At 74.1% G+C, this 25,424-nt stretch carries 19 protein-coding genes; 13 read left to right on the top strand and 6 right to left on the bottom strand.

From position 1 onward, the window contains the following. Positions 1-7: 7 nt before the first annotated feature. The 3 genes from AC2RP6_RS25750 to AC2RP6_RS25740 are packed head-to-tail and all read right to left on the bottom strand — an operon-like array spanning position 8 to position 3,236. Positions 8-937 (bottom strand): DMT family transporter, encoded by a 930-nt coding sequence (locus tag AC2RP6_RS25750; RefSeq protein ID WP_486448342.1) that lies wholly within the window; start codon positions 935-937, stop codon positions 8-10. A gap of 40 nt (positions 938-977) precedes the next feature. Then, complete coding sequence (locus AC2RP6_RS25745; RefSeq protein WP_486448341.1) at positions 978-1,910, bottom strand: EamA family transporter; 933 nt, start codon at positions 1,908-1,910, stop codon at positions 978-980. A 12-nt stretch (positions 1,911-1,922) separates the two neighbouring features. Further along, positions 1,923-3,236, bottom strand: coding sequence for an MFS transporter (locus AC2RP6_RS25740; RefSeq protein ID WP_486448340.1), 1,314 nt, complete (start codon positions 3,234-3,236; stop codon positions 1,923-1,925). 109 nt (positions 3,237-3,345) lie between these two features. Here AC2RP6_RS25740 and AC2RP6_RS25735 point away from each other — a divergent pair, with 109 nt between their 5' ends. Further along, on the top strand, positions 3,346-3,837 hold the full coding sequence (locus tag AC2RP6_RS25735) for a MarR family winged helix-turn-helix transcriptional regulator (protein WP_486448339.1): 492 nt from the start codon (positions 3,346-3,348) through the stop codon (positions 3,835-3,837). 110 nt (positions 3,838-3,947) lie between these two features. Here the strand turns inward: AC2RP6_RS25735 and AC2RP6_RS25730 are convergent, their stop codons facing one another. Next, positions 3,948-4,190, bottom strand: a complete 243-nt coding sequence (locus AC2RP6_RS25730) for a hypothetical protein (protein ID WP_030650150.1) — start codon at positions 4,188-4,190, stop codon at positions 3,948-3,950. A 20-nt stretch (positions 4,191-4,210) separates the two neighbouring features. After that, positions 4,211-6,202 carry a 4-alpha-glucanotransferase gene (locus AC2RP6_RS25725; protein WP_486448338.1) on the bottom strand — a complete coding sequence of 664 codons (1,992 nt, stop codon included), beginning with the start codon at positions 6,200-6,202 and terminating at the stop codon, positions 4,211-4,213. Positions 6,203-6,432: 230 nt separating this feature from the next. On the opposite strand from AC2RP6_RS25725, the gene AC2RP6_RS25720 reads away from it, so the two are divergent. Continuing rightward, positions 6,433-9,456 carry a beta-N-acetylglucosaminidase domain-containing protein gene (locus AC2RP6_RS25720; RefSeq protein WP_486448337.1) on the top strand — a complete coding sequence of 1,008 codons (3,024 nt, stop codon included), beginning with the start codon at positions 6,433-6,435 and terminating at the stop codon, positions 9,454-9,456. A 110-nt stretch (positions 9,457-9,566) separates the two neighbouring features. Here the strand turns inward: AC2RP6_RS25720 and AC2RP6_RS25715 are convergent, their stop codons facing one another. Next, positions 9,567-10,109 carry an HNH endonuclease gene (locus AC2RP6_RS25715; RefSeq protein ID WP_030650158.1) on the bottom strand — a complete coding sequence of 181 codons (543 nt, stop codon included), beginning with the start codon at positions 10,107-10,109 and terminating at the stop codon, positions 9,567-9,569. A 286-nt stretch (positions 10,110-10,395) separates the two neighbouring features. Between AC2RP6_RS25715 and AC2RP6_RS25710 the strand changes: the two genes are divergently transcribed. The 11 genes from AC2RP6_RS25710 (at position 10,396) to AC2RP6_RS25660 (ending at position 25,423) form a co-directional block, all read left to right on the top strand. After that, positions 10,396-11,478 carry a mechanosensitive ion channel family protein gene (locus AC2RP6_RS25710; RefSeq protein ID WP_486448336.1) on the top strand — a complete coding sequence of 361 codons (1,083 nt, stop codon included), beginning with the start codon at positions 10,396-10,398 and terminating at the stop codon, positions 11,476-11,478. Between the two features lie 134 nt (positions 11,479-11,612). Then, positions 11,613-12,848 carry an ROK family transcriptional regulator gene (locus AC2RP6_RS25705; RefSeq protein WP_486448335.1) on the top strand — a complete coding sequence of 412 codons (1,236 nt, stop codon included), beginning with the start codon at positions 11,613-11,615 and terminating at the stop codon, positions 12,846-12,848. A 141-nt stretch (positions 12,849-12,989) separates the two neighbouring features. Next, positions 12,990-14,330 (top strand): ABC transporter substrate-binding protein, encoded by a 1,341-nt coding sequence (locus AC2RP6_RS25700; protein WP_486448334.1) that lies wholly within the window; start codon positions 12,990-12,992, stop codon positions 14,328-14,330. A gap of 4 nt (positions 14,331-14,334) precedes the next feature. Continuing rightward, complete coding sequence (locus AC2RP6_RS25695) at positions 14,335-15,279, top strand: carbohydrate ABC transporter permease (protein ID WP_486448333.1); 945 nt, start codon at positions 14,335-14,337, stop codon at positions 15,277-15,279. Next, positions 15,276-16,133, top strand: a complete 858-nt coding sequence (locus tag AC2RP6_RS25690; protein ID WP_486448332.1) for a carbohydrate ABC transporter permease — start codon at positions 15,276-15,278, stop codon at positions 16,131-16,133. Before AC2RP6_RS25695 ends, AC2RP6_RS25690 begins: the two co-directional genes overlap by 4 nt. Positions 16,134-16,138: 5 nt before the next feature. Next, the gene (locus AC2RP6_RS25685) at positions 16,139-17,419 is read left to right on the top strand and encodes a 6-phospho-beta-glucosidase (RefSeq protein WP_486448331.1); all 1,281 of its coding nucleotides are present in this window, start codon (positions 16,139-16,141) and stop codon (positions 17,417-17,419) included. Further along, entirely contained in the window at positions 17,410-18,408 is a 999-nt protein-coding gene (locus AC2RP6_RS25680) for an N-acetylglucosamine kinase (protein WP_486448330.1), read from the top strand. Before AC2RP6_RS25685 ends, AC2RP6_RS25680 begins: the two co-directional genes overlap by 10 nt. A gap of 211 nt (positions 18,409-18,619) precedes the next feature. Continuing rightward, the gene (locus tag AC2RP6_RS25675; protein ID WP_486448329.1) at positions 18,620-20,029 is read left to right on the top strand and encodes a hypothetical protein; all 1,410 of its coding nucleotides are present in this window, start codon (positions 18,620-18,622) and stop codon (positions 20,027-20,029) included. A 143-nt stretch (positions 20,030-20,172) separates the two neighbouring features. After that, a complete protein-coding gene (locus tag AC2RP6_RS25670; protein ID WP_486450448.1) occupies positions 20,173-21,123 on the top strand; it encodes a glutamate ABC transporter substrate-binding protein in 951 nt (316 codons plus the stop codon). Between the two features lie 122 nt (positions 21,124-21,245). Then, the gene (locus tag AC2RP6_RS25665) at positions 21,246-22,520 is read left to right on the top strand and encodes a hypothetical protein (RefSeq protein ID WP_486450447.1); all 1,275 of its coding nucleotides are present in this window, start codon (positions 21,246-21,248) and stop codon (positions 22,518-22,520) included. Further along, positions 22,517-25,423, top strand: coding sequence for a serine/threonine-protein kinase (locus AC2RP6_RS25660; protein WP_486448328.1), 2,907 nt, complete (start codon positions 22,517-22,519; stop codon positions 25,421-25,423). The genes AC2RP6_RS25665 and AC2RP6_RS25660 overlap by 4 nt, the downstream gene beginning before the upstream one ends. Position 25,424: the final 1 nt, after the last annotated feature.

Raw genomic sequence — 25,424 nt, 5'->3', positions numbered from 1 at the left:
CCCGAACCTACCGGCGGGCACTTCCCAGCCCGACCCCGCCGAGGATCAGCGCCATGCAGAGCAGCTGGGCCGGGCCGGTCGGCTCGCCGAGCAGCAGCAGGCCGAGGCCCGCGGCGCACACCGGCTGGAGGTAGTAGACGACTCCCGCGCGCGCCGCGCCGATCACCGAGACGGCTTTGTTCCAGGCGAAGAACGCGACGGCCGAGGAGAACACCCCGACGTACAGCAGTGGTCCGACCGTGCCGGCGGTCATCTCGAAGCCGCCCTGGACGTGCAGGGAGACGGCGTAGGCGGGGGCCAGCATCAGCGCGCCGAGCACGAAGGTGGTGATCAGGAAGGCGAGGCCGCCGAGGTCGGCGGGCTTGCGCTTGAGCAGGGCGCTGTACGTGGCGAAGGAGAGGGCGGCGGCGAACATCCACAGGTCTCCGGCGCCGAAGTCGAAGCCGATCGAGCCGTCCCCGATGAGCAGGAGCACGCCGAAGGCGGCGAGCAGCATGCCGAAGGTGCGGCGGGCGCCGAGGCGTTCGCCGCCGAGGCGTGCGTAGAGCGCCATGACGACGGGCGAGGCAGCCATGATCATGCCCATGTTGGAGGCGGAGGTGGTCAGTCCGGCCTGGTGCACGAGCGTGTTGTAGAGGGCGACGCCGAAGAGCGATGCGAGGGCGATGAAGCCGAGGTGGCGGCGGATCAGGGCCCGCTGCTGCCAGGCCTGGCGGGCCGCGAAGGGGGCGACGGCGAGCAGGGCGATGATCCAGCGCCAGAAGACCGCCTGGACGGGCGGGACGGTCTCGGCCATGCCCCGCGTGGCGACGAAGCTGCCGGACCAGACGACCGTCGCGAGGAGGGCGAGGAGCACGCCGAACCCGGCGGCACCCTTCCTGCCGGTGCTGCCGGGCTCGGCGTGCGAAAGGGTGCGGGCGCGGTCCGTGACGGCCACTGTGTGTCTCCCCCTGGGGGTCGGTGCGGTGTCGAGGGCCCTACCGTCGCACCCGCCCATCGGTCAGGTCCATCGAAATGTTCCGATCGTTCTTTTCAGCAGAGCTGAACGGTCGTGCGGCGCGGGCGGCTGCCAGCTGACCGGCGACGGTGGCCCCGAACGCGATCGCCATACCGACGATCTGGACGGGGGTGAGCGCCTGGCCGAGGGCCGCCCAGCCGATGACGGCCGCACTGAGCGGGGAGAGCGGTCCGAGCAGGGTGACCGAGGTGGCGCTGAGCTGCCCCATGCCGCGGAACCACAGCCAGTAGGCGATACCGGTGTTGATCAGCATCATGTACCCGTAGCCGAGGAAGGCCCTGCCGTCGAGCGCGGGCGGCGCGCCTTCGACGAGGGCGGCGACCGGGATGATGACCAGCCCGCCTGCGGTGAGCTGCCAGCCGGTCAAGGCCAGCGGCCCGACGCCCTCGGGGCGGCCCCAGCGCTTGGTCATGACGGTGCCCGCGGCCATGGATGCGGAGGAGACCACGCCCGCGACGACGCCGACGAGGTCGAGTGCCGCCTCGGCCTTGAGGACGACCATGCTCACGCCGAGCGCCCCCACGACGGCGGCCAGGACGGTCCGCAGGCTCGCGCGCTCCCCGAGGACGAGGGCCGCCAGGCCCACCACGAACAGGGGGCCCGCGGAGCCGAGCACGGCCGCGACCCCGCCGGGCAGCCGGTAGGCGGAGAGGAACAGCAGCGGGAAGAAGGCGCCGATGTTGAGGGTGCCGAGGACGGCGGACTTCCACCACCACGCGCCCTTGGGCAGGGTGCGGGCGAGGGCGGTGAGCAGCAGGCCCGCGGGCAGGGCCCGCATGACGCCGGTGAACAGCGGCCGGTCGGGCGGCAGCAGTTCGGAGGCCACGGCGTAGGTCGAGCCCCACGAGATCGGGGCCAGGGCGGTCAGGGCGACGGTGGCGAGACGCTTCACGGCGGACACCTTCTAGGAGGCTGCGCCGGCGGGGGCCGGTGTGCGCAGGGCGGTCAGGGCGGCGGCCGGGGGCCGGGCGTGCACGGCCTCGGCCGGCAGGTGCCGCTCCAGCCGCAGCAGCGCCAGGGCGGCGCCGAGCGAGGCGGCGGTCAGGACGGCCCAGGGCAGGCGGCCGTCCACGGCGAGCAGGGCGGTGAAGAGGGAGGGGGCGAGGGCGCCGGCCAGCGAGTGGGACAGCTGGTAGGTGGCCAGGTAGCGGCCGCGGACCGGCTCGGGGGCGGCGGAGACCGACAGGGCGCCGCCGGAGGGGCTGTGCACCAGCTCGCCGAGGGTGTAGACGATGACGATGACGAGCAGGGCGGCCAGGGTCGCGCCGCGGCCGGGGCGCAGCGTGCCGAGGACGGTCTGGCCGGTGAAGGCGGCGGCGAAGAGCACGGCGCCGAGGGCGGCCGAGCGGGTGCGGCGGGCGCCGGAGCGGCGGACCCGGCCGGCGACGAGTACGCCGATCCCCGCGCACAGGGCGGTGTTCAGGGTGAAGGCCGCTCCGGTGACGGAGTCGGGGGCGGCGAGCCAGGTGGTGAGGTAGAGGGGGAAGAGGACGGAGAGGGCGGAGTATCCGAGCGCGGTGAGGAAGTTGGCGGCGGTCAGGCCGAGGAAGGGGCGGTCGCGCAGGACCGTCCGGTAGCCGGCCGCGGCCTTCGGCGCGGCGGAGGGGGCGGCCGGCTCGGCGGGGAAGGGGCGGACCCTGCTGACGAGGAGTCCGGCGAGGGCGAAGGCCGCGGAGTTGCCCCAGGCGGTCCAGTCGAAGGCGCCGGTGCCCCACAGGGCCAGCACCCCGGAGACGAGGAGGGCGCCCGCGCCCATCCCGGCGTTCTGCAGGGCCCGGGTGGAGGCCTGGAGGCGGTCGCGGGCGGCGCCTCGGGCCACCTCCCCGATGAGGGACTGCTGCACGACGGAGAAGGAGCGGTCGGCGAGCGCGGTGACGAGGGCGACGGCGGCGAAGGCGGGAAGGGAGTCAGCGAAGGGGTAGAGGGCGAAGCCGAGCGCCCTGATCGCGTAGAGCACCAGGTTGACCCGCTGGGCGCCGAAGCGGTCGACGGCCGTGCCGGCCAGCGGCATGAAGGCCAGCCCGGCCACCCCGGTGACCGTCATGACCAGGCCCACGAGGGTGAAGGAGAGGCCTGTGACGTGGTGGAAGAAGACGAGCGAGAAGGGGACGTACATGCCGATCCCGATCGCGCTGATTCCGATGCCGAGGAGCAGCGACCGCTCCCCCGCGACCTTCGCCTCCCCGGCTGTGGACGCCTCGCCCCTGAACACTGCCATGACGGCCCCTCCCCCACGATTCGGTTGCTAGTAAGTAGCTTAGCGCTAAGCCACTTTCCGTCAAGCAACTTTCTTGCGAACGGTCCGAGGAGACCGGAATACTGCGCTCATGAGTGAGGACAAGGACGCGGTCGACGCGATCACGGCCCAGTGGTTCGCCGTGCGCCCCGAGCTGGACACGGTTCCCATGGCCGTCTTCGGGCGGATCTACCGGATCGCCAAGGCGATGGGCGACGCGATGGAGGAGCGCTACCAGCGCTTCGGCCTCTCGCGCGGGGAGTTCGACGTCGTCGGCACGCTGCGCCGTTCGGACGCCCCGTACACGCTCTCGCCCCGCCAGCTCTCGGCGACGCTCATGCTCACCACGGGCGGCATGACGGGGCGGCTGGACAAGCTGGAGAAGGCGGGTCTGCTCTGCCGCAAGCCCGATCCGCACGACCGGCGGGGGCTCCAGGTGACGATCACCGACCGCGGCCTCGCGCTCGTCGACGAAGCCGTCACCGCCGGCCTTGAGGTGCAGCGGGAAGCCCTCACCGGGCTGACCGACGAAGAGGTCGCGCAGCTCACCGGCCTGCTGCGCAAACTGATGGCCGCCGTCTGAGGACATGACGAGGCGCCGGGGGTCGACGCACGGCCGGTACGGATCGGCGGTGCGGACCCCCGGCGCCCGGGAAGGTCACGCGGCTGCGGCCCCGCAGGGGCCGGGCCGGGTCAGGCCTGCTTCTTCTTCGGCCTGTCCGACTTGTCGAGGGCCATCACGAGACCCACGATGACCAGGAAGATGACGATCGGCAGGGCCACGTACAGGCCGAGCGTCTCGCCGATGCTCAGGCCCGGGCCCGGGTCGTCGCCGTCGTCGCGGGTCAGCGCGAGAGCGGGAGACGTCATCAGCAGCATCATCAGCGTCGTTCCGGCCGAGACGGCGCCGGCGCGCAGAGCGTTCTTCTTGTCCACGGTGCAAACGTAGCGAACACCTAAACGCCGCGCGCGCCCGGGGGTGCCGTACGGGGGCCCGCCCCCTCCCGGACCGCGCTGAGCAGCGCGTTCGCCCGGGGCGAGGCCATCAGCTCCTCCAGGGTCAGGGGCCTGCCGGAGGCATCGGCGACCGGCAGGCGCCAGTTGGGGTACTGGTCCCAGGTGCCCGGCAGGTTCTGCGGCCGCCGGTCGCCCACCGCGTCCGGCAGCCAGACGCCCACCAGCCGCGCGGGCGTGCGCAGCAGGAAGGCGTACAGGGCCTGCACGGCGGCCTCCTCGCCCTTGGTGTCCAGGCCCAGCCCGTCCAGCAGCGCCAGCCACTCGGCGGTGTCGGCCGCGTCCTCGGCCCGCTCCTGTTCGGCCGGACGCGTCAGCAGGCCCAGGCGGTCGCGCAGTTCCACGTGGCCGCCGGCGAGCTTGGCGGCCGTGGGCGGCAGGTCGTGGGTGGTGACGGTGGCCAGGCAGTCCGCCCGCCAGGCCTGCGGGGCGAGCGGTCCGCCGGCGCCCGCCCAGTCCCGCTCGAACCACAGCACCGACGTGCCGAGCACCCCGCGCCGGGCCAGGGCCCGCCGCACGTGCGGTTCCACCGTCCCGAGGTCCTCACCGATGACCGGGGCGCCGGCCCGGTGCGCCTCCAGCACCAGGACCGCCAGCATGGCCTCGCCGTCGTAGCCGACGTAGGTGCCCTCGGCGGGCGGGGTCCCCTCGGGGATCCACCAGAGCCGGAAGAGGCCCATGACGTGGTCGATGCGCAGTGCACCGGCGTACCGGAACACCCCGCGCAGCAGGGCCCGCAGGGGCTCGTAGCGCATGCCGGCGAGCACGTCCGGGCGCCACGGCGGCAGTCCCCAGTCCTGGCCGCGCGCGTTGAAGGCGTCCGGCGGGGCTCCGACGCTCATGCGGCGGGCGTGGAGGGCGGGCTCGAAGGCGTCCGAACCGTCCGGGTGCACGCCGACGGCCAGGTCGTGCACGATGCCGACGCTCATGCCGGCCTCGCGGGCGGCCCGCTGGGCCGCGACGAGCTGGCCGTCCGTCAGCCAGACCGTCCAGCGGTGGAAGTCGGCGCTCGTCCCCGGGTCGTCCCCGGCGCGCGAGGCCTGCCAGCCGGCGTGGACGTCCAGCATGGCGCCCCCGTCCTCGCAGAACGCGCGGTAGTCCGCCTCCCGTTCGGCGGTCCGCGGGACGGCGTACAGCAGGCGCAGCGCCCGCCGCTTGAGCTCCCAGACGGCGTCCCGGTCGATCAGCGCGCCCTTCTCCAGCACCTCGTGGCGCAGCGCGGCGCCGCGGGCGGCCAGTTCGGCGAGCGCCTCCCGGTCGGGGCAGGCCGCGTACTCGGGGACGTCCTCGATCCGCAGGTGGACGGGGTCGGGGAAGCGGCGCGAGGACGGCCGGTACGGGGAGGGGTCGGTCGGCGTCCCCGGCAGCGCGGCGTGCAGCGGGTTGACCTGGATGAAGTCCGTGCCGTGGGTCCGGGCGGCCCAGCGGGCGAGCTCGGCGAGGTCCCCGAGGTCGCCCATGCCCCAGGAGCGCTCGGAGAGCAGGGAGTAGAGCTGGACGAGCAGGCCGTGGGCGCGTTCGGGGGCGGCGGGGGCCCGTGCGGGGGCCACGACCAGGGTGGCCCCGGCGATCCGGCCGTCGGGGGTCTCGGCGGTGATCCGGTGGATGCCGAGGGGAAGTCCGTCGCCCCAGGGGAGTTCCTCGCCGGAGCCCTCCGCCAGCACCCGGACCCGGCTGCCCGGCGGGAGCCCGGCGGGCAGGGGCGCGACGGGCTCCCCCCGCCAGAGCACCACCGTCGGTGGCAGCAGCCGGGCGGCGGCCGCCCGGGTGCCCTCCTCGGCGACGACCCGGACGTCGGCGTCGTCCGTGACGACGCCGAGCAGGCCGAGGACGCTCCTGACGGTGGCCTCGGGGACCCGGACGGTGACGTCCGGTGCGGGCTGGTAGGCGGTGGCGATGCCGTGGAGGGCGGCGAGCCGGGCCAGGTCGTCCATGGACGGGCGCTCCTTCGTGCGTGCGGCAGCAGGGGATGAGGGTGGGTCAGAAGCGTGGAGCACAAAGGCGGGACGCCGCCGGGGAACACCGCAGCCATACCCACTCGGAGGGATCGCATTCCTGCCACATCCGGGGCAGATCACCCACCCGCATTGACACTCCAGCCGCACGGGTGGTGGGCTCGGGCTCATTCGTACGAGTGGGGGACGTCTCGCGACGAGGAGGCTCTGTGCAGCTCAGGGGCAGGAAACGGTCGACGGCCGCGGCCATCGCGGTCATCGGGTCGCTGCTCGGCGGCGCCGTGGCCTCCACACCGCCGGGGTTCCTCGCGGGCTCCGCCTCCCCCGACGCCCCGAACCCCGCGCCGGGCTCCGGGGGCGCCGCCGGTGCTGCGGGCGTGGGCGCCAACGGCGCCGTCGGCCCCGCGCTCGACCCCGGCGCCGACACCCCGCGGGCCGCCTCCGAGGGGCCCGCCGTGTGGCCCCGGCCGCAGTCGATGACCGCCGACCAGACGCGCGAGATACCTCTGGGCACGGAGGCCGTGCTGGTGGCCCCGGCCGACGCCGACCCGTACGCCGTCGAGGTCGTGCGACAGGCCCTGCGCAGGGCGGGCGTGAAGACCCTGCACGAGCCGGAGCCCGGGGAGCCGCTGCCCGAGCGGGGCACCCTCGTACGGCTCCAGGACGCGGGCGCGCAGGAGGCGCTGACGGCGCTCGGCGCGACCGCGGCCACGGACCTGCCCCACGGCGGTTACCGGCTGGCCGTGGGACGGCCCGGCGGGCGGGACACGGTCGCCCTGGCCGGCGTGGGAGAGGAGGGGCTCTTCCACGCGGCGCAGACACTGCGTCAGCTGCTGGGCGCGGGCCGCGGGAAGGTGCCCGGCGTCCTGGTGCGGGACTGGCCGGCCGCGCCGGTGCGCGGGATCACCGAGGGGTTCTACGGGCAGCCGTGGACCCAGCAGCAGCGTCTGGCCCAGGTGGAGTTCATGGGCCGCACCAAGCAGAACCGGCTGCTGATCGCCCCCGGCGACGACACGTACCGCACGACGGGCTGGCGCGAGGACTACCCGCGGGAGCGGCAGGAGGAGTTCCGCGCGTTGGCCGAGCGGGCCCGCGCCAACCGGGTCGTCCTGGCCTGGGCGGTCACCCCCGGACAGTCCATGTGCCTGTCGTCGGCGGCCGACCGGGCGGCGCTCGCCCGCAAGGTGGACGCCATGTGGGACCTGGGCTTCCGCGCCTTCCAGGTGCAGTTCCAGGACGTCAGCTACACCGAGTGGGGCTGCCGCGCGGACCTGGAGCGGTACGGGAGGGGCCCGCAGGCCGCCGCCAAGGCGCACGCGGAGGTCGCGAACGAGCTGGCCGCGCACCTGGCCGCCCGGTACCCCGGGGCGCCGGCGCTGTCGTTGCTGCCGACCGAGTACTACCAGGAGGGCGCCACCGCCTACCGAACGGCCCTGGCCCGCGGGCTGGACCCACGGGTGGAGGTCGCCTGGACGGGCGTCGGCGTGGTGCCGCGCACGATCACCGGCAAGGAACTGGCCGGTGCGCGCTCCGCCCTGGGGCAGCAGCCCCTGATCACCATGGACAACTACCCGGTGAACGACTGGGACCCGGGCCGCATCTTCCTCGGCCCGTACGCCGGCCGCGAACCGGCGGTGGCGGGCGGCTCGGCGGCGCTGCTGGCCAACGCGATGCAGCAGCCCGTCCTGTCGCGCATCCCGCTCTTCACGGCGGCCGACTTCGCCTGGAACCCGCGCGGATACCGGGCCGGCGAGTCCTGGCAGGCGGCGGTGCGCGACCTCTCGGGCTCCGACCCGCGCGAGCGCGAGGCGGTGGCCGCGCTGGCCGGCAACACCGTGTCGTCCGGGCTCAAGCAGGAGGAGTCGGCGTACCTGAAACCGCTGGTCGAGCAGTTCTGGAAGGCCCGGGCCGCGGGTGATCCGGCGGCCGGGACCGAGCTGCGCAGGGCGTTCACGGTGATGCGCGAGACCCCGGCCCGGCTGACCGCGCTCTCGGACGAAGCAGGGCCCTGGATGGAACGGCTCTCGCACTACGGAGCCGCGGGCGAACTGGCCGTCGACGTCCTGCAGGCCCAGGCCCGCGGCGACGGGGCGGCCGCCTGGCAGGCCTCCCGGGCACTCGCCGAGGCCCGCCGGGCGCTGGCCGAACCCGGGCCGGCCCAGGTGGACAAGGCCGTCATGGACCCCTTCCTGAAGAAGGCGGCGGAAGAGGCGGACGCCTGGACCGGCATCGCCCGCACGACCGGCACGGTGACCAAGGACGCGCAGTCCTGGACGGTCCGGCTGGACGCCGCCCGCCCGGTGTCGGCGGTCACGGTGATGACGGACCCGCTGGGGGCGGGCACGCGGGGCGCCGTGGTCGAGGTCCACGTACCGGGCGAGGGCTGGCGCAAGGTCGCCGACGCGGCGGCGTCGGGCTGGACCCAGACCGACACGGCGGGGGTGCGCGCGGACGCGGTGCGCCTGGCCTGGGCCGGGGACGCGCCCGTGGTGCAACAGGTGGTCCCGTGGTTCGGGGACGGTCCCCGGGCGCGCTTCGAGCTGGCGGACGGGGGCCGGACGGACGCCGAGATCGGCGGCGCCCCGCAGCGGGTCACGGCGCAGCTGTCGGCCCTGGGGGCCGGCGAGGTCCGCGGTCCGCTGACGGCGCAGCCGCCGGCGGGCATGGAGGTGCGTCTGCCGCAGACCGCGGTGGTCCCGCGCGGGGGCCGGGCGTCGATCCCGCTGGAGGTCGTCGTCGCCGCGAACACCCCGCCGGGCGACTATCGGATCCCGGTGGCCTTCGACGGCGAGACCCGGATCCTGACGGTACGGGCGGTGCCCCGGACCGGCGGACCGGATCTGCTGCGGACCGCGCGGGCGAGCTCCTCGGCGAACGAGACCGCCTCGTTCCCGGCCTCGGCGGCCGTGGACGGCTCCCCCTCCACCCGCTGGTCGTCACCGGCCGTGGACGGCGCGTGGTGGCAGGCGGAGCTGAGCGCCCCGCGCCGGGTCGGGCGGCTGGAGCTCTACTGGCAGGACGCCCACCCCTCCGCCTACCGGGTGGAGACCTCCGCCGACGGGGTGACCTGGCGGCCGGCCGCGGCCGTCACGAACTCCCGGGGCGGCCACGAGTCGCTCCGGCTGGACGCCACGGCACCGGACACCCGGTTCCTGCGGGTGACGTGCGAGCGCCGCGCGACGCGCTACGGCTGCTCGCTGTGGACGGCGGAGGCCTACGCGGTCACGCCGTAGCCCCGCCCGTCCCGGCACCGGGCCCCGGCCCGCGCCACGCCGGAGCGCCGGCGGGGCCGGTGCGGGCCGGTGCGGGCCTCGTCGGCCCGCACCGGGTGGGGCCGGGGCGCTCAGGAGGCCGCCACGCCGATCCCGATCCGTTCCAGCGCGTCGTCGGCCCCGTACGGCTGGAGGTACGGCATCCACCGGGGGTCCCGGTGGCCGGTGCCGATGATGCGCCAGGCCAGGCCCGAAGGAGGGGCCGGCTGGTGGCGCAGGCGCCAGCCCAGTTCCAGCAGGTGCCGGTCGGCCTTGACGTGGTTGCAGCGCCGGCACGCCGCGACGACGTTGTCCCAGACGTGCTGTCCGCCCCGGCTGCGCGGAATGACGTGGTCGACGCTGGTGGCGACGGCCCCGCAGTACATGCAGCGGCCGCCGTCCCGCGCGAACAGCGCGCGCCGGGTGAGTGGAACGGGCCCCCGGTAGGGGACCCGCACGAAGCGCTTGAGGCGTACCACGCTGGGCGCGGGGACGACCCGTGTCGCGCTGTGCAGATAGGCGCCGGATTCCTCCAGGGAGACTGCCTTGTTCTCCAGGACGAGGACGAGCGCGCGGCGGAGCGGTACGACGCCGAGGGGCTCGTACGACGCGTTGAGGACCAGGACGTGCGGCACGGACTGCCTCCTTGTACGCCGGCGGCGCGTGGCTCGCGCCGGGACGATCTGCTCTCCAGTCTCTCCTTACGGCTGGTCGAAGCGCCACCACTCGCCCGTAACGGGTCCGAGGTGTTTTCAACCACAGTCAGTCATCCCCAGGTGAGTCTGGTCTCTCCCTCGAACAGGGCGCCAAGGTGAAGGGATTGCCCCGTTAGTGTGGATGGTCTGCCCCGCACATCCGCCCGCGGACTCCGTCCACGCCGGACCCCCGGCGGGCAGACCGCTACATCTGGAGGTTCCTGTCGTGCCCTGGCCCGCCGCTCTGCTGCCCCTCGCAGCCGATGTCCCGGACGCGCCCGCTTCGGTCAAGGAGGCGCAGGAGAGCGTCAACGAGGCCGCGAGCTTCATCGAGCAGAACTGGGCCACCTGGCTGAGCATCGGCCTGCGGATCCTGCTGATCGTCGTGATAGCCGCGGTGATCCGGTCGGCCGTGCGCAAGGCGCTGACCAAGCTCATAAGCCGGATGAACACCAGCGCCGAGGCGGTCGAGGGCACCGCGCTCGGCGGACTGCTGGTCAACGCCGAGCGGCGGCGCCAGCGGTCGGAGGCGATCGGCTCCGTCCTGCGGTCGGTGGCGTCCTTCCTGATCCTGGGCACGGCCGCGCTGATGGTCCTGGCCGCGCTGAAGATCGATCTGGCGCCGCTGCTGGCGAGTGCCGGTGTGGCCGGTGTCGCCATCGGCTTCGGTGCCCGCAACCTGGTCACGGACTTCCTCTCCGGCGTCTTCATGATCATGGAGGACCAGTACGGCGTCGGTGACAAGATCGACGCCGGGGTGGCCTCGGGCGAGGTCATCGAGGTCGGCCTGCGCGTGACGAAGCTGCGCGGCGACAGCGGCGAGATCTGGTACGTGCGCAACGGTGAGATCAAGCGGATCGGCAACCTCAGCCAGGGCTGGGCGACCGCGGGCGTGGACGTGCAGGTCAAGCCGTCCGAGAACCTGACGCGGATCCGCGAGGTGGTGCAGCAGGTCGCCGACTCGATGGCGAAGGAGTCCCCCTGGGACGAGCGCCTGTGGGGTCCGGTGGAGGTGCTGGGCCTGGACGAGGTGCTCCTCGCCTCGATGACGGTGAAGGTGTCCGCGAAGACGATGCCGGGCCAGCAGTTCGCGGTGGAGCGCGAGCTGCGCTGGCGGATCAAGGAGGCCTTCGACGCCGCGGGCATCCGGATCATCGGCGGCGTGCCGGCCGGGGACGACGAGGACGAGGCCCCCGCGGACCCGTCGGCCTCCGTCGCCGCGCCGTCCGCCCTGGCGAACCCCACCTCCCCGCAGTCCCTGGCCACGGCCCCGATCCCGGCGCCGTCGAACCCGAAGATCACCAAGTAGCGCCGGCCCCGCACTCCCGCTGCCCCGCAGGTCCGGTCCGCACGGACGGACCTGCGGGGCAGCGGCATTGACACGGCTCGCGGGGTGATAGGAAACTTACCTAACAGAACACCTCGGTGAGGGAGAGCCGCCGCATGCCCGCCGCCACGCCCGGAACGCCCAGCCTGTTGCGCGCCATGAACGACCGGGCCGCACTCGACCTCCTGCTGACGCACGGACCGCTGTCCCGGACCCGCATCGGGCACCTGACGGGGCTGTCCAAGCCCACCGCCTCCCAGCTGCTGGCCCGTCTGGAGGCGGCCGGACTGGTCGTGGCCACCGGCACCGACGGCGGCCGCCCCGGCCCCAGCGCCCAGTTGTACGCGATCAACCCGCGGGCCGCGTACGTCGGCGGCGTCGACGTCACCCCCGGGCGCGTCCTGGCGGCCGTCGCCGACCTGACCGGCACCGTGGTCGCCTCCCACGAGGTCCCGTACACGGAGGGCGCGGACGCCGTGGGCCAGGTGACCGAGGCCCTCGGCGGAGCCGTCAAGGCCGCCGGACCCACCCTGTCCGAGCTGCACCGGGTCGTCATCGGCACGCCCGGCGCCTTCGACCCGCAGACCGGCCGGCTGCGCTACGCCAGCCACCTCCCCGGCTGGCACTCCCCCACCCTCCTCGACGACCTGGCGGCGGCCCTGCCGGTGCCCGTCGAGTACGAGAACGACGTCAACCTCGCCGCCGTCGCCGAGCAGCGCCTCGGCGCCGCCCGCGGCCACGAGGACTTCGTCCTGCTGTGGAACGAGGAGGGGCTCGGTGCCGCGCTGGTGTTCGGCGGCCGACTGCACCGCGGCTGGACCGGCGGCGCGGGCGAGGTGGGCTTCCTGCCCGTACCGGGCCGCCCCCTGGTCCGGCAGGTCACCCGGGCGAACTCCGGCGGCTACCAGGAACTGGCCGGCGTGGAGGGACTGCCCCGGCTCGCCGCGGAGCTGGGCGCCGCGGCCCCCGCCGCCCCGGAACCGGCCGCGCCGCGGCCGCCGGGCACCCCGTACGGACCGGAGGTCGCCGCCGCCGTCGCGCTGCTCGAACGGGCCGCCGCCGCTCCCGAGGGGGCGCACCTGCGCTTCCTCCAGGAGTACGCCACCGCCCTGGCCACCGGTCTCGCCTCAGTGGTCGCCGTCCTGGACCCGGAGATCGTGGTCCTGGCCGGGGCCGCGATCGCCGCGGGCGGTGAACCGCTGCGCGAGCTGCTGGAGGCCGAGCTCGCCGAACTGGCCCCCTCGCGCCCCCGCCTGGTCCCCGGCGAGGTCCTGGAACGGCCTGTCCTGCGCGGTGCGCTGGAGAGCGCCCTGGCCGCCACCCGCGACGAGGTCTTCGACACCTCCCGCTGACCCGCGCACCCGCGCCGCTCCTACGCTCCCCCGCTGCCCCTCCTCCCTCCCCCACTCCCTCCCTCACGCCCACGCGCCACGCTCCGCCGGCACCCCCAGGCCCCCACCGGAAGTTCCCTCCCGCAGAGAGCGAGCCCCGCCATGCCCAGAACCGGACGCCCGACCACCGTGACCGCCCTCCTCGCCGCGATATCCGCCCTCGCCACCGCGTGCACCGGCCAGGCCGCCGACACCGCCTCCGACGATCCGAAGGCGGACGTCACCGTCACCTTCTGGCACGGCTGGTCCGCGCCCAGCGAGGCCAAGGCGATCGAGGACAACATCGCCCGCTTCGAGAAGGCGCACCCGAACATCAAGGTCAAGGTCATCGGCAACATGACCGACGACAAGATCAACCAGGCGCTGCGCGCGGGCGGGGACAAGGCCCCCGACGTGGTCTCCTCCTTCACCACCGACAGCGTGGGCAAGTTCTGCAACTCCCGCGCCTTCGCCGACCTCAACCCCTTCCTGGAGAAGTCCGGGATCGACAAGACCAAGGTCTTCCCCAAGACCCTGCTGGAGTACACGCAGTTCAACGGCAACCAGTGCACGCTGCCGCTGCTCAACGACGCGTACGGCCTCGTCTACAACAAGACGGCCTTCGACGCGGCCGGCATCACCGAACCCCCCAGGACGTGGAGCCGGTTCGTCGAGGTCGCCCGGAAGCTGACCACGCCGGACGCGTCGGGCGACTCCTACGAACGGGTCGGCCTCATGCCCACCTTCCACGGCTACGAGACCACCCCCATGCGGCTCGCCGCGCAGTGGAGCCCCACCTGGTTCGCCGCCGACGGCCGCTCCAACCTCGCCGCCGACCCGGCCTTCACGAAGATGCTGACCGCGCAGAAGGACCTGGTGGCGGCGCTCGGCGGCTACGAGAGGCTGGAGCGGTTCCGCAGCACCTTCGGCGACGAGTGGAGCGCCGAACACCCCTTCCACACGGGCAAGGTGGCCATGCAGATCGACGGCGAGTGGCGCGCCCCGATGGCCGCGGAGGCTGGCGTCGGCTTCGAGATCGCCACCGCACCGCTGCCCGTCCCCGACGACCAGGCCGACGACTACGGCAAGGGCTATCTCTCCGGCACCGTCATGGGGATCGCCTCGGGCAGCCGGAAGCAGAACGCCGCCTGGGAGCTGGTCAGATACATGACCACCGACACCGACGCCGTGGTGGCCTTCGCCAACGCCATCCACAACGTGCCGTCCACGCTCGCCGCCCTGGAGTCGCCGGCGCTGCGGGTGACCCCCGAGTCCAAGACCTTCCTCGACATCGCCCGGCACCCGAAGTCCAGTACCACCCCGGCCCGCGCCGACGGCGGCACCTACCAGCTGACCTTCACGGACTTCGCGTACGCCGTCGAGAAGGGCGACGTCACCGACATCCCGGCCGGCCTCGCCAGGACCGACCGGCAGATCGACACGGACATCGCGAAGGCGGAGTAGACCGATGACCGGCCCCCGCTCCCTGCGGTCGAAACGGCGCCGCGGCGCCCTGCGGACCGCGGCGTTCATGTCCCCCTGGCTGATCGGTTTCTCGGTCTTCTTCGTCTACCCGCTCCTGTCCACCCTGTACTTCTCCTTCACCCGGTACGACGGCTTCCGCGAACCGGTCCCGAGCGGGCTGGACAACTGGAGCTACGTCTTCACCGACTATCCGCTGTTCTGGCCCGCGATGCGCAACACCCTCTGGCTGGTCCTGGTGATGGTGACCTGCCGGGTCGCCTTCGGCCTCGGTATCGGTCTGCTCATCACGAGGATCAAGACGGGCGCCGGGATCTTCCGGACCCTCTTCTACCTGCCCTACCTGGCCCCGCCGGTCGCCGCGACCCTCGCCTTCGTCTTCCTCCTCAACCCCGGCACCGGCCCCGTCAACACCCTGCTGGACGCGGTGGGCCTGCCCGCCCCCGGCTGGTTCACCGACGCCGACTGGTCGAAGCCGGCGCTGACCGCCCTCGCGCTGTGGGGGGTGGGCGACCTGATGGTGATCTTCATGGCCGCGCTGCTCGACGTACCGAAGGAGCAGTACGAGGCGGCCGAGCTGGACGGGGCGGGGCGCTGGGCGCGCTTCCGGCACATCACGCTGCCCAACATCGCGCCGATCGTCCTGTTCGCCGTGGTCACCGGGGTCATCCAGGCCATGCAGTACTACGCCCAGCCGCTGGTCGCCGGCAAGGTCGCCGCCGGCGTGATCGGCGGCTCGGGCCAGCAGTTCGAGCCGGGCTACCCCGACAAGTCGACCCTCACCCTGCCCCAGCTCGTCTACAACCTCGGGTTCCAGCGCTTCGACTACGGCGCCGCCTGCGTCGTCGCCCTGGTCCTGTTCGCCCTCTCCATGGCCTGCACCGCACTCCTGATGCGGCGCCGTGGCGGTCTGATCGGAGCAGGTGGATGAGCGGCGGCGCGCACGGCCCGAGGAGGAACCCGTCGGCGGTCCTGCACTGGGTCGGGGTGCACGCGCTCGGCGTGGCCGCCGCCCTCTTCTTCGTCCTCCCCTTCGTCTTCCTCCTCCTCACCTCGCTGATGGGCGACCGGCAGGCTCTGACCCGCGACCTGTGGCCCGACACCTGGGAGTGGGACAACTACGCGGAGGTGTGGCACACCCCGGGCTTCCTGACCTGGTGGCGCAACACGCTCCTGTACGCCGGACTGGGCACCCTGTTGACCGTGGTCTCCTCCGTTCCCGTCGCGTACGCCCTCGCCAGGTTCCGCTTCCGCGGCCGACGGCTGTCGCTGCTGCTCGTGATCGCCATGATGATGCTGCCGCCGCAGGTGGTGGTCATCCCCATGTACCTCTTCTGGGCCAGACAGCTCGACCTGTCCGGCACCCTGTGGCCGCTGATCGTCCCGATGGCCTTCGGCGACGCGTTCTCCGTCTTCCTGCTCCGGCAGTTCCTGCTGACCATCCCCGACGAGTACCTGGACGCGGCCCGCGTGGACGGTTGCGGCGAGGTGCGCACGCTGCTGCGGGTGGTCCTGCCGATGGCCCGGCCCGGGATCGCCGCCGCCGCCCTGTTCCAGTTCTTCTGCGCCTGGAACGACTACTTCGGCCCGCAGATCTACGCCTCCGACAACCCGGCCGCCTGGACCCTCAGTTACGGACTGGAGTCCTTCAAGGGGGCGCACCACACCAACTGGAACCTGACCATGGCCGCGACCGTGCTGGTCATGGCCCCGGTGATCGTCCTCTTCTTCTTCGCCCAGAAGGCGTTCGTCGAGGGAGTCACCCTGACCGGCGTGAAAGGCTGACGACGTTGAAACTCGCAGTGGTGGGCGGCGGTTCCACCTACACCCCCGAACTGGTCGACGGCTTCGCGCGGCTGCGCGACACCCTGCCGGTGAGCGAGCTGGTGCTGATCGACCCGGCCACCGAACGGCTGGAGCTGATCGGTGCCCTCGCCCGCCGGATCTTCGCCCGGCAGGACCACGCCGGCACGGTCACCACGACCACCGACCTCGACGCGGGCGTCGCCGGCGCCGACGCGGTCCTCCTCCAGCTGCGCGTCGGCGGGCAGGCCGCCCGGCTGCAGGACGAGACCTGGCCCCTGGAGTGCGGCTGCGTCGGGCAGGAGACCACCGGCGCGGGCGGGCTCGCCAAGGCCCTGCGGACCGTCCCGGTCGTGCTCGACATCGCCGAACGGGTCCGCCGGGCCGCCCCGGACGCCTGGATCATCGACTTCACCAACCCGGTCGGGATCGTCACCCGGGCCCTCCTGCGGGCGGGCCACCGGGCCGTCGGACTGTGCAACGTCGCCATCGGCCTCCAGCGCAAGTTCGCGGCCCTCCTGGACCTCGCCCCCGCCGACGTCCACCTGGACCACGTGGGCCTCAACCACCTCACCTGGGAGCTGGGCGTGCGCAAGGGCGGCCCGGACGGCGAGGACCTGCTGCCCGGGCTGCTCGCCGCCCACGGCGAGGCCGTCGCCTCCGACCTGCGGCTGCCGCGGGCGGTGCTGGACCGGCTCGGCGTCGTGCCCTCGTACTACCTGCGCTACTTCTACGCCCACGACGAGGTCGTACGGGAGCTGGGCACCAAGCCCTCCCGGGCCGCCGAGGTCGCCGCGATGGAGCGTGAACTCCTCGCCCTGTACGCCGACCCGGCCCTCGACGAGAAGCCCGCTCTGCTGGCGAAGCGGGGCGGCGCCTTCTACTCGGAGGCGGCCGTGGACCTGGCGGCCGCCCTGCTGGGCGGCGGCGGCCCGGACGTGCAGGTCGTCAACACGTACAACAACGGCACGCTGCCCTTCCTGCCCGACGACGCCGTCGTCGAGGTCCAGGCCCGCGTCCGCGCCGCCGACGGCGCCGCGCCCGGCCCCGTACCGCTGCCGGTACCGCGGTTGGACCCGCTGTTCACCGGGCTGATCGCGCACGCGACGGCGTACGAGGACCTCGCGCTGGACGCGGCCCTGCGGGGCGGCCGCGAGCGGGTGTTCAAAGCCCTGCTGGCGCACCCGCTGGTCGGCCAGTACGACCTCGCCGAAGGACTGACCGACCGGCTCCTCGCGCACAACAAGGAGCACCTGCCATGGGCGTGACCGGCGCGGGCCTCCCCCCGGTCCTGGCGATCGACGCGGGCAACAGCAAGACGGACGTCGCCCTGCTCGGCCCCGACGGCTCCGTCCTGGCCACCGGGCAGGCCGGCGGCTTCCAGCCGCCCCGGACCGGGGTGGCCGCGGCCGTGGACGTCCTGGCCGAGGCGCTGGCCTCCGCGGGGGTGCGTCCCGGGGCCGGCGGCGGGCCGGTCGCGGCCCACGTGACGGCCTGCCTCGCGAACGCCGACTTCCCGGTGGAGGAGCGGCGGCTGGCGCGGGAGATCGAGGGCCGCGGCTGGGGGCGCACCACCGCCGTGCACAACGACACCTTCGCCCTGCTGCGCGCCGGCCTGCCCACCGGCGCGCCACCGCGCGGTGTCGCGGTGGTGTGCGGGGCGGGCATCAACTGCGTCGGCATGACCCCCGACGGGCGGACCGCGCGCTTCCCCGCCGTCGGACGGATCTCCGGCGACTGGGGCGGCGGGGGCGGACTGGCCGAGGAGGCCCTGTGGTTCGCGGCCCGCGCGGAGGACGGGCGGGGCGCCGCCACGGAACTGGCCCGGGCGCTGCCCGCGCGCCTCGGCCACACCTCGATGGCCTCCCTCATCGAGGCGCTGCACCTGGGCGGCGTACCGGCCGGCCGGAGGCACGAACTCACGCCGGTGCTGTTCGAGGTGGCCGCCGCCGGGGATCCGGTGGCGCTCTCGCTGGTGCACCGTCAGGCGGACGAGGTCGTGGCCATGGCGGTGGTGGCGCTGGACCGCCTGCACCTCCTGGGCGAGGAGGTGCCGGTGGTGCTGGGCGGCGGGGTCCTGGCGGCCCGGCATCCGCGGCTCGACGAGCGGATCGCGGCGGGCCTCGCCGAACGGGCCCCGCACGCCCGCGCCGTCGTGGTCACGGCGCCCCCGGTACTGGGCGCCGGACTGCTCGGGCTGGACGCGGTCGGGGCCCCGGCGGAGGCCCACGGAAAACTCCGTGCCCATTTCGGTTGAACGCGCCCCGGAACGCCCCGGGTCTGGAACCGTTACGCCCGTAAGGACGTATTGACGGTGAAGGGGTGACGAAAGGCACCCGCGGGGGCGGATCGCCCCGGATCCAGCACCGGGTGCTGTGGTCCACCGGCACTACGGCCATACTGCTGCTGCGCAGCGGGGATCCCCCCTGCGCCGGCTGGGGGACGACAGGACCGAGGGGGAGGTCACGGTGGCGATCACATCACGCGCGCCCGCGCCCGGGGGTGGTGCCTCCGCGCCGCCCGCCGGCGCGCCGGCGTCGCCGCCCGCCGGGCCACCCCGGCGGCGCACCGCCTGGTCCGAGGGCGTGCAGCGGCTGCGCGAGGCGGCGACCACCGAGCCGGGCCGGCTGCGGATCGTCGGCGCGGTACTGGCAGCCCTGATCGTGCTGTTCGGCACGGTCAGCGTGTGGGAGATGTCCGACCGGGCCACCGCCGCCGACGACGTGGTGGGACGCAGCCAGCCGCTGAGCGCGGACGCGGCCAGCATCTACCGCTCCCTCGCCGACGCCGACACCACCTCCTCCAGCGGTTTCCTCCTCGGCGCCCAGGAACCGCGCGAGGTCCGCCGGCGCTACGAGCAGGACATCGCCAACGCCTCCCGGCTGCTGGTGAGCGCCGCCGCGAACACCGGCGGCAACAAGGAGTCCCGCGAGCAGATCACCCTGCTGAGCGAACAGCTGCCGCGCTACACCGGCCTGATCGAGCAGGCCCGCGCCACCAACCGGCAGGGCCTGCCGCTGGGCGGCGCGTACCTGCGCTACGCCAACGAGCAGATGACCACCCAGCTGCTGCCCGCCGCCCAGCGGCTCTACGAGGCGGAGACCCGGCGGCTGCACACCGACGACGCCGCCGCCCGGGCCTGGCCACTGGGTTCACTGGCCCTCGGCGTGCTCGCCGTGGCCGCCCTGGTGTGGGCGCAGCGGCGCAACTACCGGCACACGAACCGGGTCTTCAACCACGGCCTGGTGGCGGCGACCGCCGCTTCCGTGGTGGTGCTGCTCTGGCTGTCCGTCGGCCACGCGGTGGCGCGTTCTTCGCTGAGTGAAGCCCGTACGGACGGGCAGGAGTCGATGAAGGTGCTCAACGACGCGCGGATCGCCTCCCTCCAGGCCCGGGCCAGTGAGAACCTGACACTGATCGCGCGGGGCGCCGTACTGGCCGAGGACAAGAAGTCCGACAAGTACGACGTGGACTTCACGAACAACATGAAGCAGCTGGACGCGGGGCTCGCGACCGCGCTGCGACTGGCCGACGACGAAGACGGCCGGACGCCCGTCAGCCGCGCCGCGGACGGCGTGGAGCAGTGGAAGCAGCGGCACGCCGCGGCCCGGGAGGCGGACTTGAAGGGCGACTACGAGGCCGCTCTGCCCCAGGTCGTCGGGGACGAGCAGCACAGGGAGAGCAGCGGCGCCGCCTTCGACACGGTGGACGCCTCCCTGGAACTGGCCGTCGCCCACGAGCAGCGGGAGTTCACCCGCGCGGCCCGGGACGGGATCGGCGCGCTGGGCGGTCTGGTGACGGGCTCGGCGGTACTGGTGGTCATCGGCGCGACAGCGGCCCTGCTCGGTATCGGGCGCAGGCTTTCGGAGTACAGGTGAGAGCGATGCGGATACGGGCGCGGCGGGCCGCCGAGGGCCATGAGGAGCACGAACAGCACGAGGGCCGCACGCGTGCCCCGGGCGCGCGGTCCGGTCTCCGCCGGGCCGCGGGCCGGCTGCGCGGCTGGGGCGGTGTGAGCGCGATGGCGGTCGCCTGCGCCGTGACCGCGGCGGCGGTGCTGCTGCCGCTGGCCCACGCGACCACCGAGACGGCACCCGGCGTCCCCCGGCGTCCCGCCGCGGCGGTGGCGGCCCCGGCGGCGCCCTGGGTCCTCTCCGACACCTGCCAGGACCCCGAGGCCAGCCTGCGCCCGTCCGACGTGGACGGTGCGGCCATCGCCCGGATCAAGGCGGCGGGCAAACTCGTCGCGGGCGTGGACCAGAACAGCTTCCGCTGGGGGTACCGCAACCAGACCGCGGAGGGCGGCCGCCTCGACGGCTTCGACATCGACCTGGTCAAGGCCATCGCCAAGGACATCCTGGGCGACGAGAACGCGGTCATCTACCGGGCCATCCCGACCAGCCAGCGCATCCCCGCCCTCCAGGAGGGACGCGTCGACATCGTCGTGCGGACCATGACCATCAACTGCAAGCGGCTGGAGGACGTCGCCTTCTCGACGGCCTACTTCGAGGCCGGACAGCAGGTGCTGGCCCCGAAGGGCTCGCCGATCACCGGCTACGACGCCTCGCTGAAGGACAAGCGGATCTGCGTCGCGGCCGGTTCCACGGCGGAGAGCGCGCTCAAGGCCCAGTCCTACGGATCCCGGCCGGTCACCGTCGCCAACCAGCTGGACTGCCTGGTCCGGCTCCAGCTGCACGAGGTCGACGGCATCATCACGGACAACGCCCTCGCCGCCGGCCAGGCCGCGCAGGACCCCTCGGTGCGGCTGGTGGGCTCGCCCTTCACCCGCGAGTTCTACGGGGTCGCGATGAACAAGGACGCCTCCGACCTGGTCCGCCGGGTCAACAAGGTGCTGGAGGGCTACCGGGCGGGCGGCGACGACAGCCCGTGGATGCGGGCCTACCTCAAGCACCTCCAGCCCGTCCTGCCCGGCGTGACCGCTCCGCCCGCACCCAAGTACCGGGACGGCTGAGGCCGGTGGCGACTCCGGGTACGGAACCGGGAACGAGATCGGACGCGCGGGGGATCGGGGAAGCGAACTCGGAGGCGGCGGCGGAAGCGGAGGCACGGTCGGTGGAGACGGGGCCTGCAGTGATGGACCGGGACGGCGTCGACCGTGCCCTGGCCCGGCTGGGCGCGGAGCACGAGGCCGTCGAGACCTCCCTGCTCGCCCTCCAGGACCACGCGGGGCGCCGGCTGCTGGAAGGCGCCGAGCTCAGCGGGCTCACCAAGGAGCGGTGGGCGCAGGCGGAAGCGGACATCACCCGTCTGTGGACGTACTTCGACGCCTACAGCGGCGCGCTGACCGCCGCCCGGGAGATCCGCGAGCGGCGCCGCTGGCCCCACCGCGAGGACCTCGTCGAGCTGACCGAACGGCTGCGCGGGCCCGGCGTCCTGATCGCCGGGGCCGCGACGGAGGGCGCCGCGCTCGCGGAACGCCTCTCCCTGGCCGAGCTGGTGACCCGGATGAACGACCTCTACGCGCGTTCGCTGGACGTGGTGGTCGCCGCCGACGCCGTGTGGTCGGCGCTGCCCGCCCGCATCGACCTGCTCGCCGCCGAACTGCACCGCACCCGCTCGCTGGCCCACTCCGTGGGCGTGCGCCCGGGCGAGCACCCCTCGGGCGACGACCTGGAGCACATCACCGCCGAACTCACGGAGCTGCGCACCCGGGTGATCGCGGATCCGCTGGCCTTCTGGCGTCCCGGCGCGGGGAGTTCCGCGCCCGGCGGCGGCCGCCCGGACACCGACCGCTACGACCGGGCCGCGCTCGCGCTGGAGGACGTACGGCGGGAGGTCGAGGCGGTCCTGGACGTCCGGCAGGACGCCGAGCAGCGGCTGATCAGCCTGCGTGACGTGCTCTCGCGGGCCGACCGGACCCTGGCGGAGGCACGGACCGCGCGCGGCGAGGTGCTGGCGAAGATCGCCGCGTCCGAGGTGCCCGTGGTCAGCGGCCCGCCGACGGTGCTCCACGAGCAGCTCGCGGCGGCCGCCGAGCACCGCCGCCACGCCCGCTGGCACCGGCTCTCGCCGCTGCTGGAGTCCCTGGAGGAGCGGGCCGAGGAGGAACTGCGCCGGGCCCGTGAATCGTTGACCGCGGTGACGGCGCCGCTGGCCGTACGGGCCGAGCTGCGCGGGCGTCTCGACGCCTACAGGGCGAAGGTGACCCGGCACGGGCTCGCGGAGGACCCCCTGCTGATCGAGCGGTACGACGTGGCCCGGCGGATGCTGTGGAGCGCGCCCTGCGACCTGCGGGCCGCCGAACAGGCCGTGCTGCGCTACCAGCAGGCGGCCGCCGAGTCGCTGGTGCCGCGGCAGCGGCCCGAGGAGACGGTCCGGCCCGAGGGGCCGGGGACGGAGGACGCATGAGCATGATCGGAGCAGCGTGCGTTCGCCCCGGCTGCCCGGGATCGTACGAGGACATGGGCGGCGGCGGGCTGTACTGCGACACCTGCGGCCTGGCCCCGGTCGGGTCGATCGCGGCGGGCGCGGAGGAGCTGGTGTCGCCGCCGACGGGGATGACGAGCGCCGCCCGCGGCTCCCTGGGATCCGGCGGTTCCCGTGGCTCGCACGGGTCACAGGGCTCCCAGGGGTCCCACGGCTCGGCGCGTTCCTCGGCGTCGGCGCGTTCCTCGCGCTCCTCCTCGTCGCGCCGTTCGGTGTCGGGGCGGCTCTCGCGGTCGCTCACGGGCGGCCAGGGCTCCACCCGTTCGGTGTCGGTGCGCAGTTCGGGCTCGGCCGCCTCCTCCTCGGGGCGCAGCCGGCTGGGCGCCGGCCTGGTCAACGTGCCGGAGGTACCGCGTCCCGATCCTTCGGCGGCGGTCCTGGAGAATCCGGAGGTGCCGGAGCGCAAGCGGTTCTGCTCGCGTTCGGACTGCGGCGCCCCGGTGGGCCGGGCCCGCGGGGACCGGCCGGGCCGGACGGAGGGCTTCTGCACCAAGTGCGGGCACCCGTACTCCTTCGTGCCCAAGCTGCGCGCCGGTGAGGTGGTGCGCGGCCAGTACGAGGTGGCGGGCTGCCTCGCGCACGGCGGTCTGGGCTGGGTGTACCTGGCGGTGGACCGGGCGGTCGCGGACCGGTGGGTGGTCCTCAAGGGCCTGCTGGACACCGGGGACCAGGACGCGATGGAGGCCGCGATCTCGGAGCGGCGTTTCCTCGCCGAGATCGAGCACTCCAACATCGTGCGGATCTACAACTTCGTGGAGCACCTGGACCAGCGGACCGGTTCGCTGGACGGGTACATCGTCATGGAGTACGTCGGCGGCAAGTCGCTGAAGGAGATCGCGAACGAGCGGCGCCGGCCGGACGGCCGGCGCGACCCGCTGCCGGTGGAACAGGCGTGCGCGTACGGCATCGAGGCGCTGGAGGCGCTGGGCCACCTGCACAGCCGGAACCTGCTGTACTGCGACTTCAAGGTCGACAACGCGATCCAGCAGCAGGACCAGCTGAAGCTGATCGACATGGGCGCGGTGCGGCGGATGGACGACGAGGAGTCGGCCATCTACGGCACGGTGGGCTACCAGGCCCCGGAGGTCGCGGAGCTGGGGCCGTCGGTGGCGTCGGACCTGTACACGGTGGCGCGGACGCTGGCCGTCCTGACCTTCGACTTCCAGGGCTACACCAACGTGTTCGTGGATTCACTGCCGGATCCGGAGCACATCGAGGTGTTCCGGCGGTACGAGTCCTTCTACCGGCTGCTGGTCCGGGCGACCGACCCGGACCCGGGACGGCGGTTCTCCTCCGCGCAGGAGATGGCCGACCAGCTGACGGGTGTGCTGCGGGAGGTGGTCGCGCTGCAGACGGGCCGTCCGCGGCCGCAGCTGTCCACCCTGTTCGGCCCGGAACTGCGGGTCCCGGACACCCTGTTGTTCACCGGTACGGGCACCTCCGACACGGTCGTCTCCCGCCTGGGCCACCGCCCGCTCACCACCCGCCCCGCCGGCCCCCTCCGGGCCCTCCTCGGCCGCGGACCGGCTTCGGCCGCGCAGGGCGCCACCGCGCCGCGGCCGCGCGGTGCGGGCGGCACACCGGGACCGTGGCCCCCCGGCGGCGCGGCCGCACCCGCCCCGGGCGCGGGCACCCCGCCGGGCGGCGCCGGCCTGTCCGGCCCCGTCGCGGGCGGCGCGCCCGGACCGTGGTCCCCCGCTTCCGGTGGCGCGGGCACCCCGCCGGGCGGCACGTCCGGGCCCGCCAGCGCCGGCCTGCCCGGCGCGGCCCCCGGCAGGGGTGGGCTCGGGACCACCGCCACGCATGTGGCGGGGGCTGCCGTGCCCCGGGCCCGGCGGGCTCCCGCGCCCACCGCGGGTCCCGCGCCCCTGACCGTGCCGCCCGCCGGCGGCGGCCGCACCGCCAGCACGCTCGACGCCCGCGGCAGCGCACTGGCACTGCCCGTACCGCTGGTGGACGCCGCCGACCCGAACGCCGGTTTCCTCACCGGCCTGCTGGCCTCCGCGCCCGCCGACCTGCTCGGCGCGCTCGCCTCCGCGCCCGCCGACTCGGCCGAGTTGCGGCTGCGGGAGCTGCGGGCCCGGCTGGAGCTGGGCAGACTGTCCGCGGCCGGGGACGCCCTCGCCGAGCTGGAGGCCCGCCACCCGGACGACTGGCGCGTGGTGTGGGCCCGCGGCATCGCCTCCCTCGCCACCGGGGACGACGAGACGGCGGCGCTGTCCTTCGACGCGATCTACGACGCCTTCCCGGGGGAGCCCGCGCCGAAGCTGGCCCTCGGGCTGTGCGCGGAGGTGCTGGGCCAGCTGGACAACGCCGCCGAGTACTACCGCCTGGTCTGGATCACCGATCCGGGGTTCGTCAGCGCGGCCTTCGGGCTGGCACGGGTCCAACTGGCCGCCGGCGACCGGGACGGAGCCGTGCGCACGCTGGAATCCGTACCGGAGGCGTCCATCCACTACACCGCCGCGCGGGTGGCGGCCGTACGCGCACGTCTGCGCGACCGGTCACCGGACGAGCCGCTGCTGGCGGATCTTTCGGCGGCCGCCGACCAGGTGGAGGCCCTGCGGAGGTTCGGGCTGGACCCGGAACGGCAGGAGTCGCTGGCGACGGAGGTTCTGGGCTCGGCCCTGGACTGGGTACTGTCGGGTAGCCGGGGTGCCGACCCCGGTCGTACCTCGTTGCTCGGCAGCCAACTGGACGAGCGGGGCCTGCGCTTCGGACTGGAGCGCTCGTACCGCGTCCTCGCACGGCTGGCACGGCGTGGCGAGGAGAGGATCGAACTGGTGGAACGGGCCAACCGTTTCCGTCCCCGGACGTGGGTGTGAT

Source organism: Streptomyces sp. WAC03905, from assembly GCF_057371075.1.
Note: the sequence above shows the minus strand (reverse complement) of the source record. Positions and strands in the feature narration are given on the sequence as shown.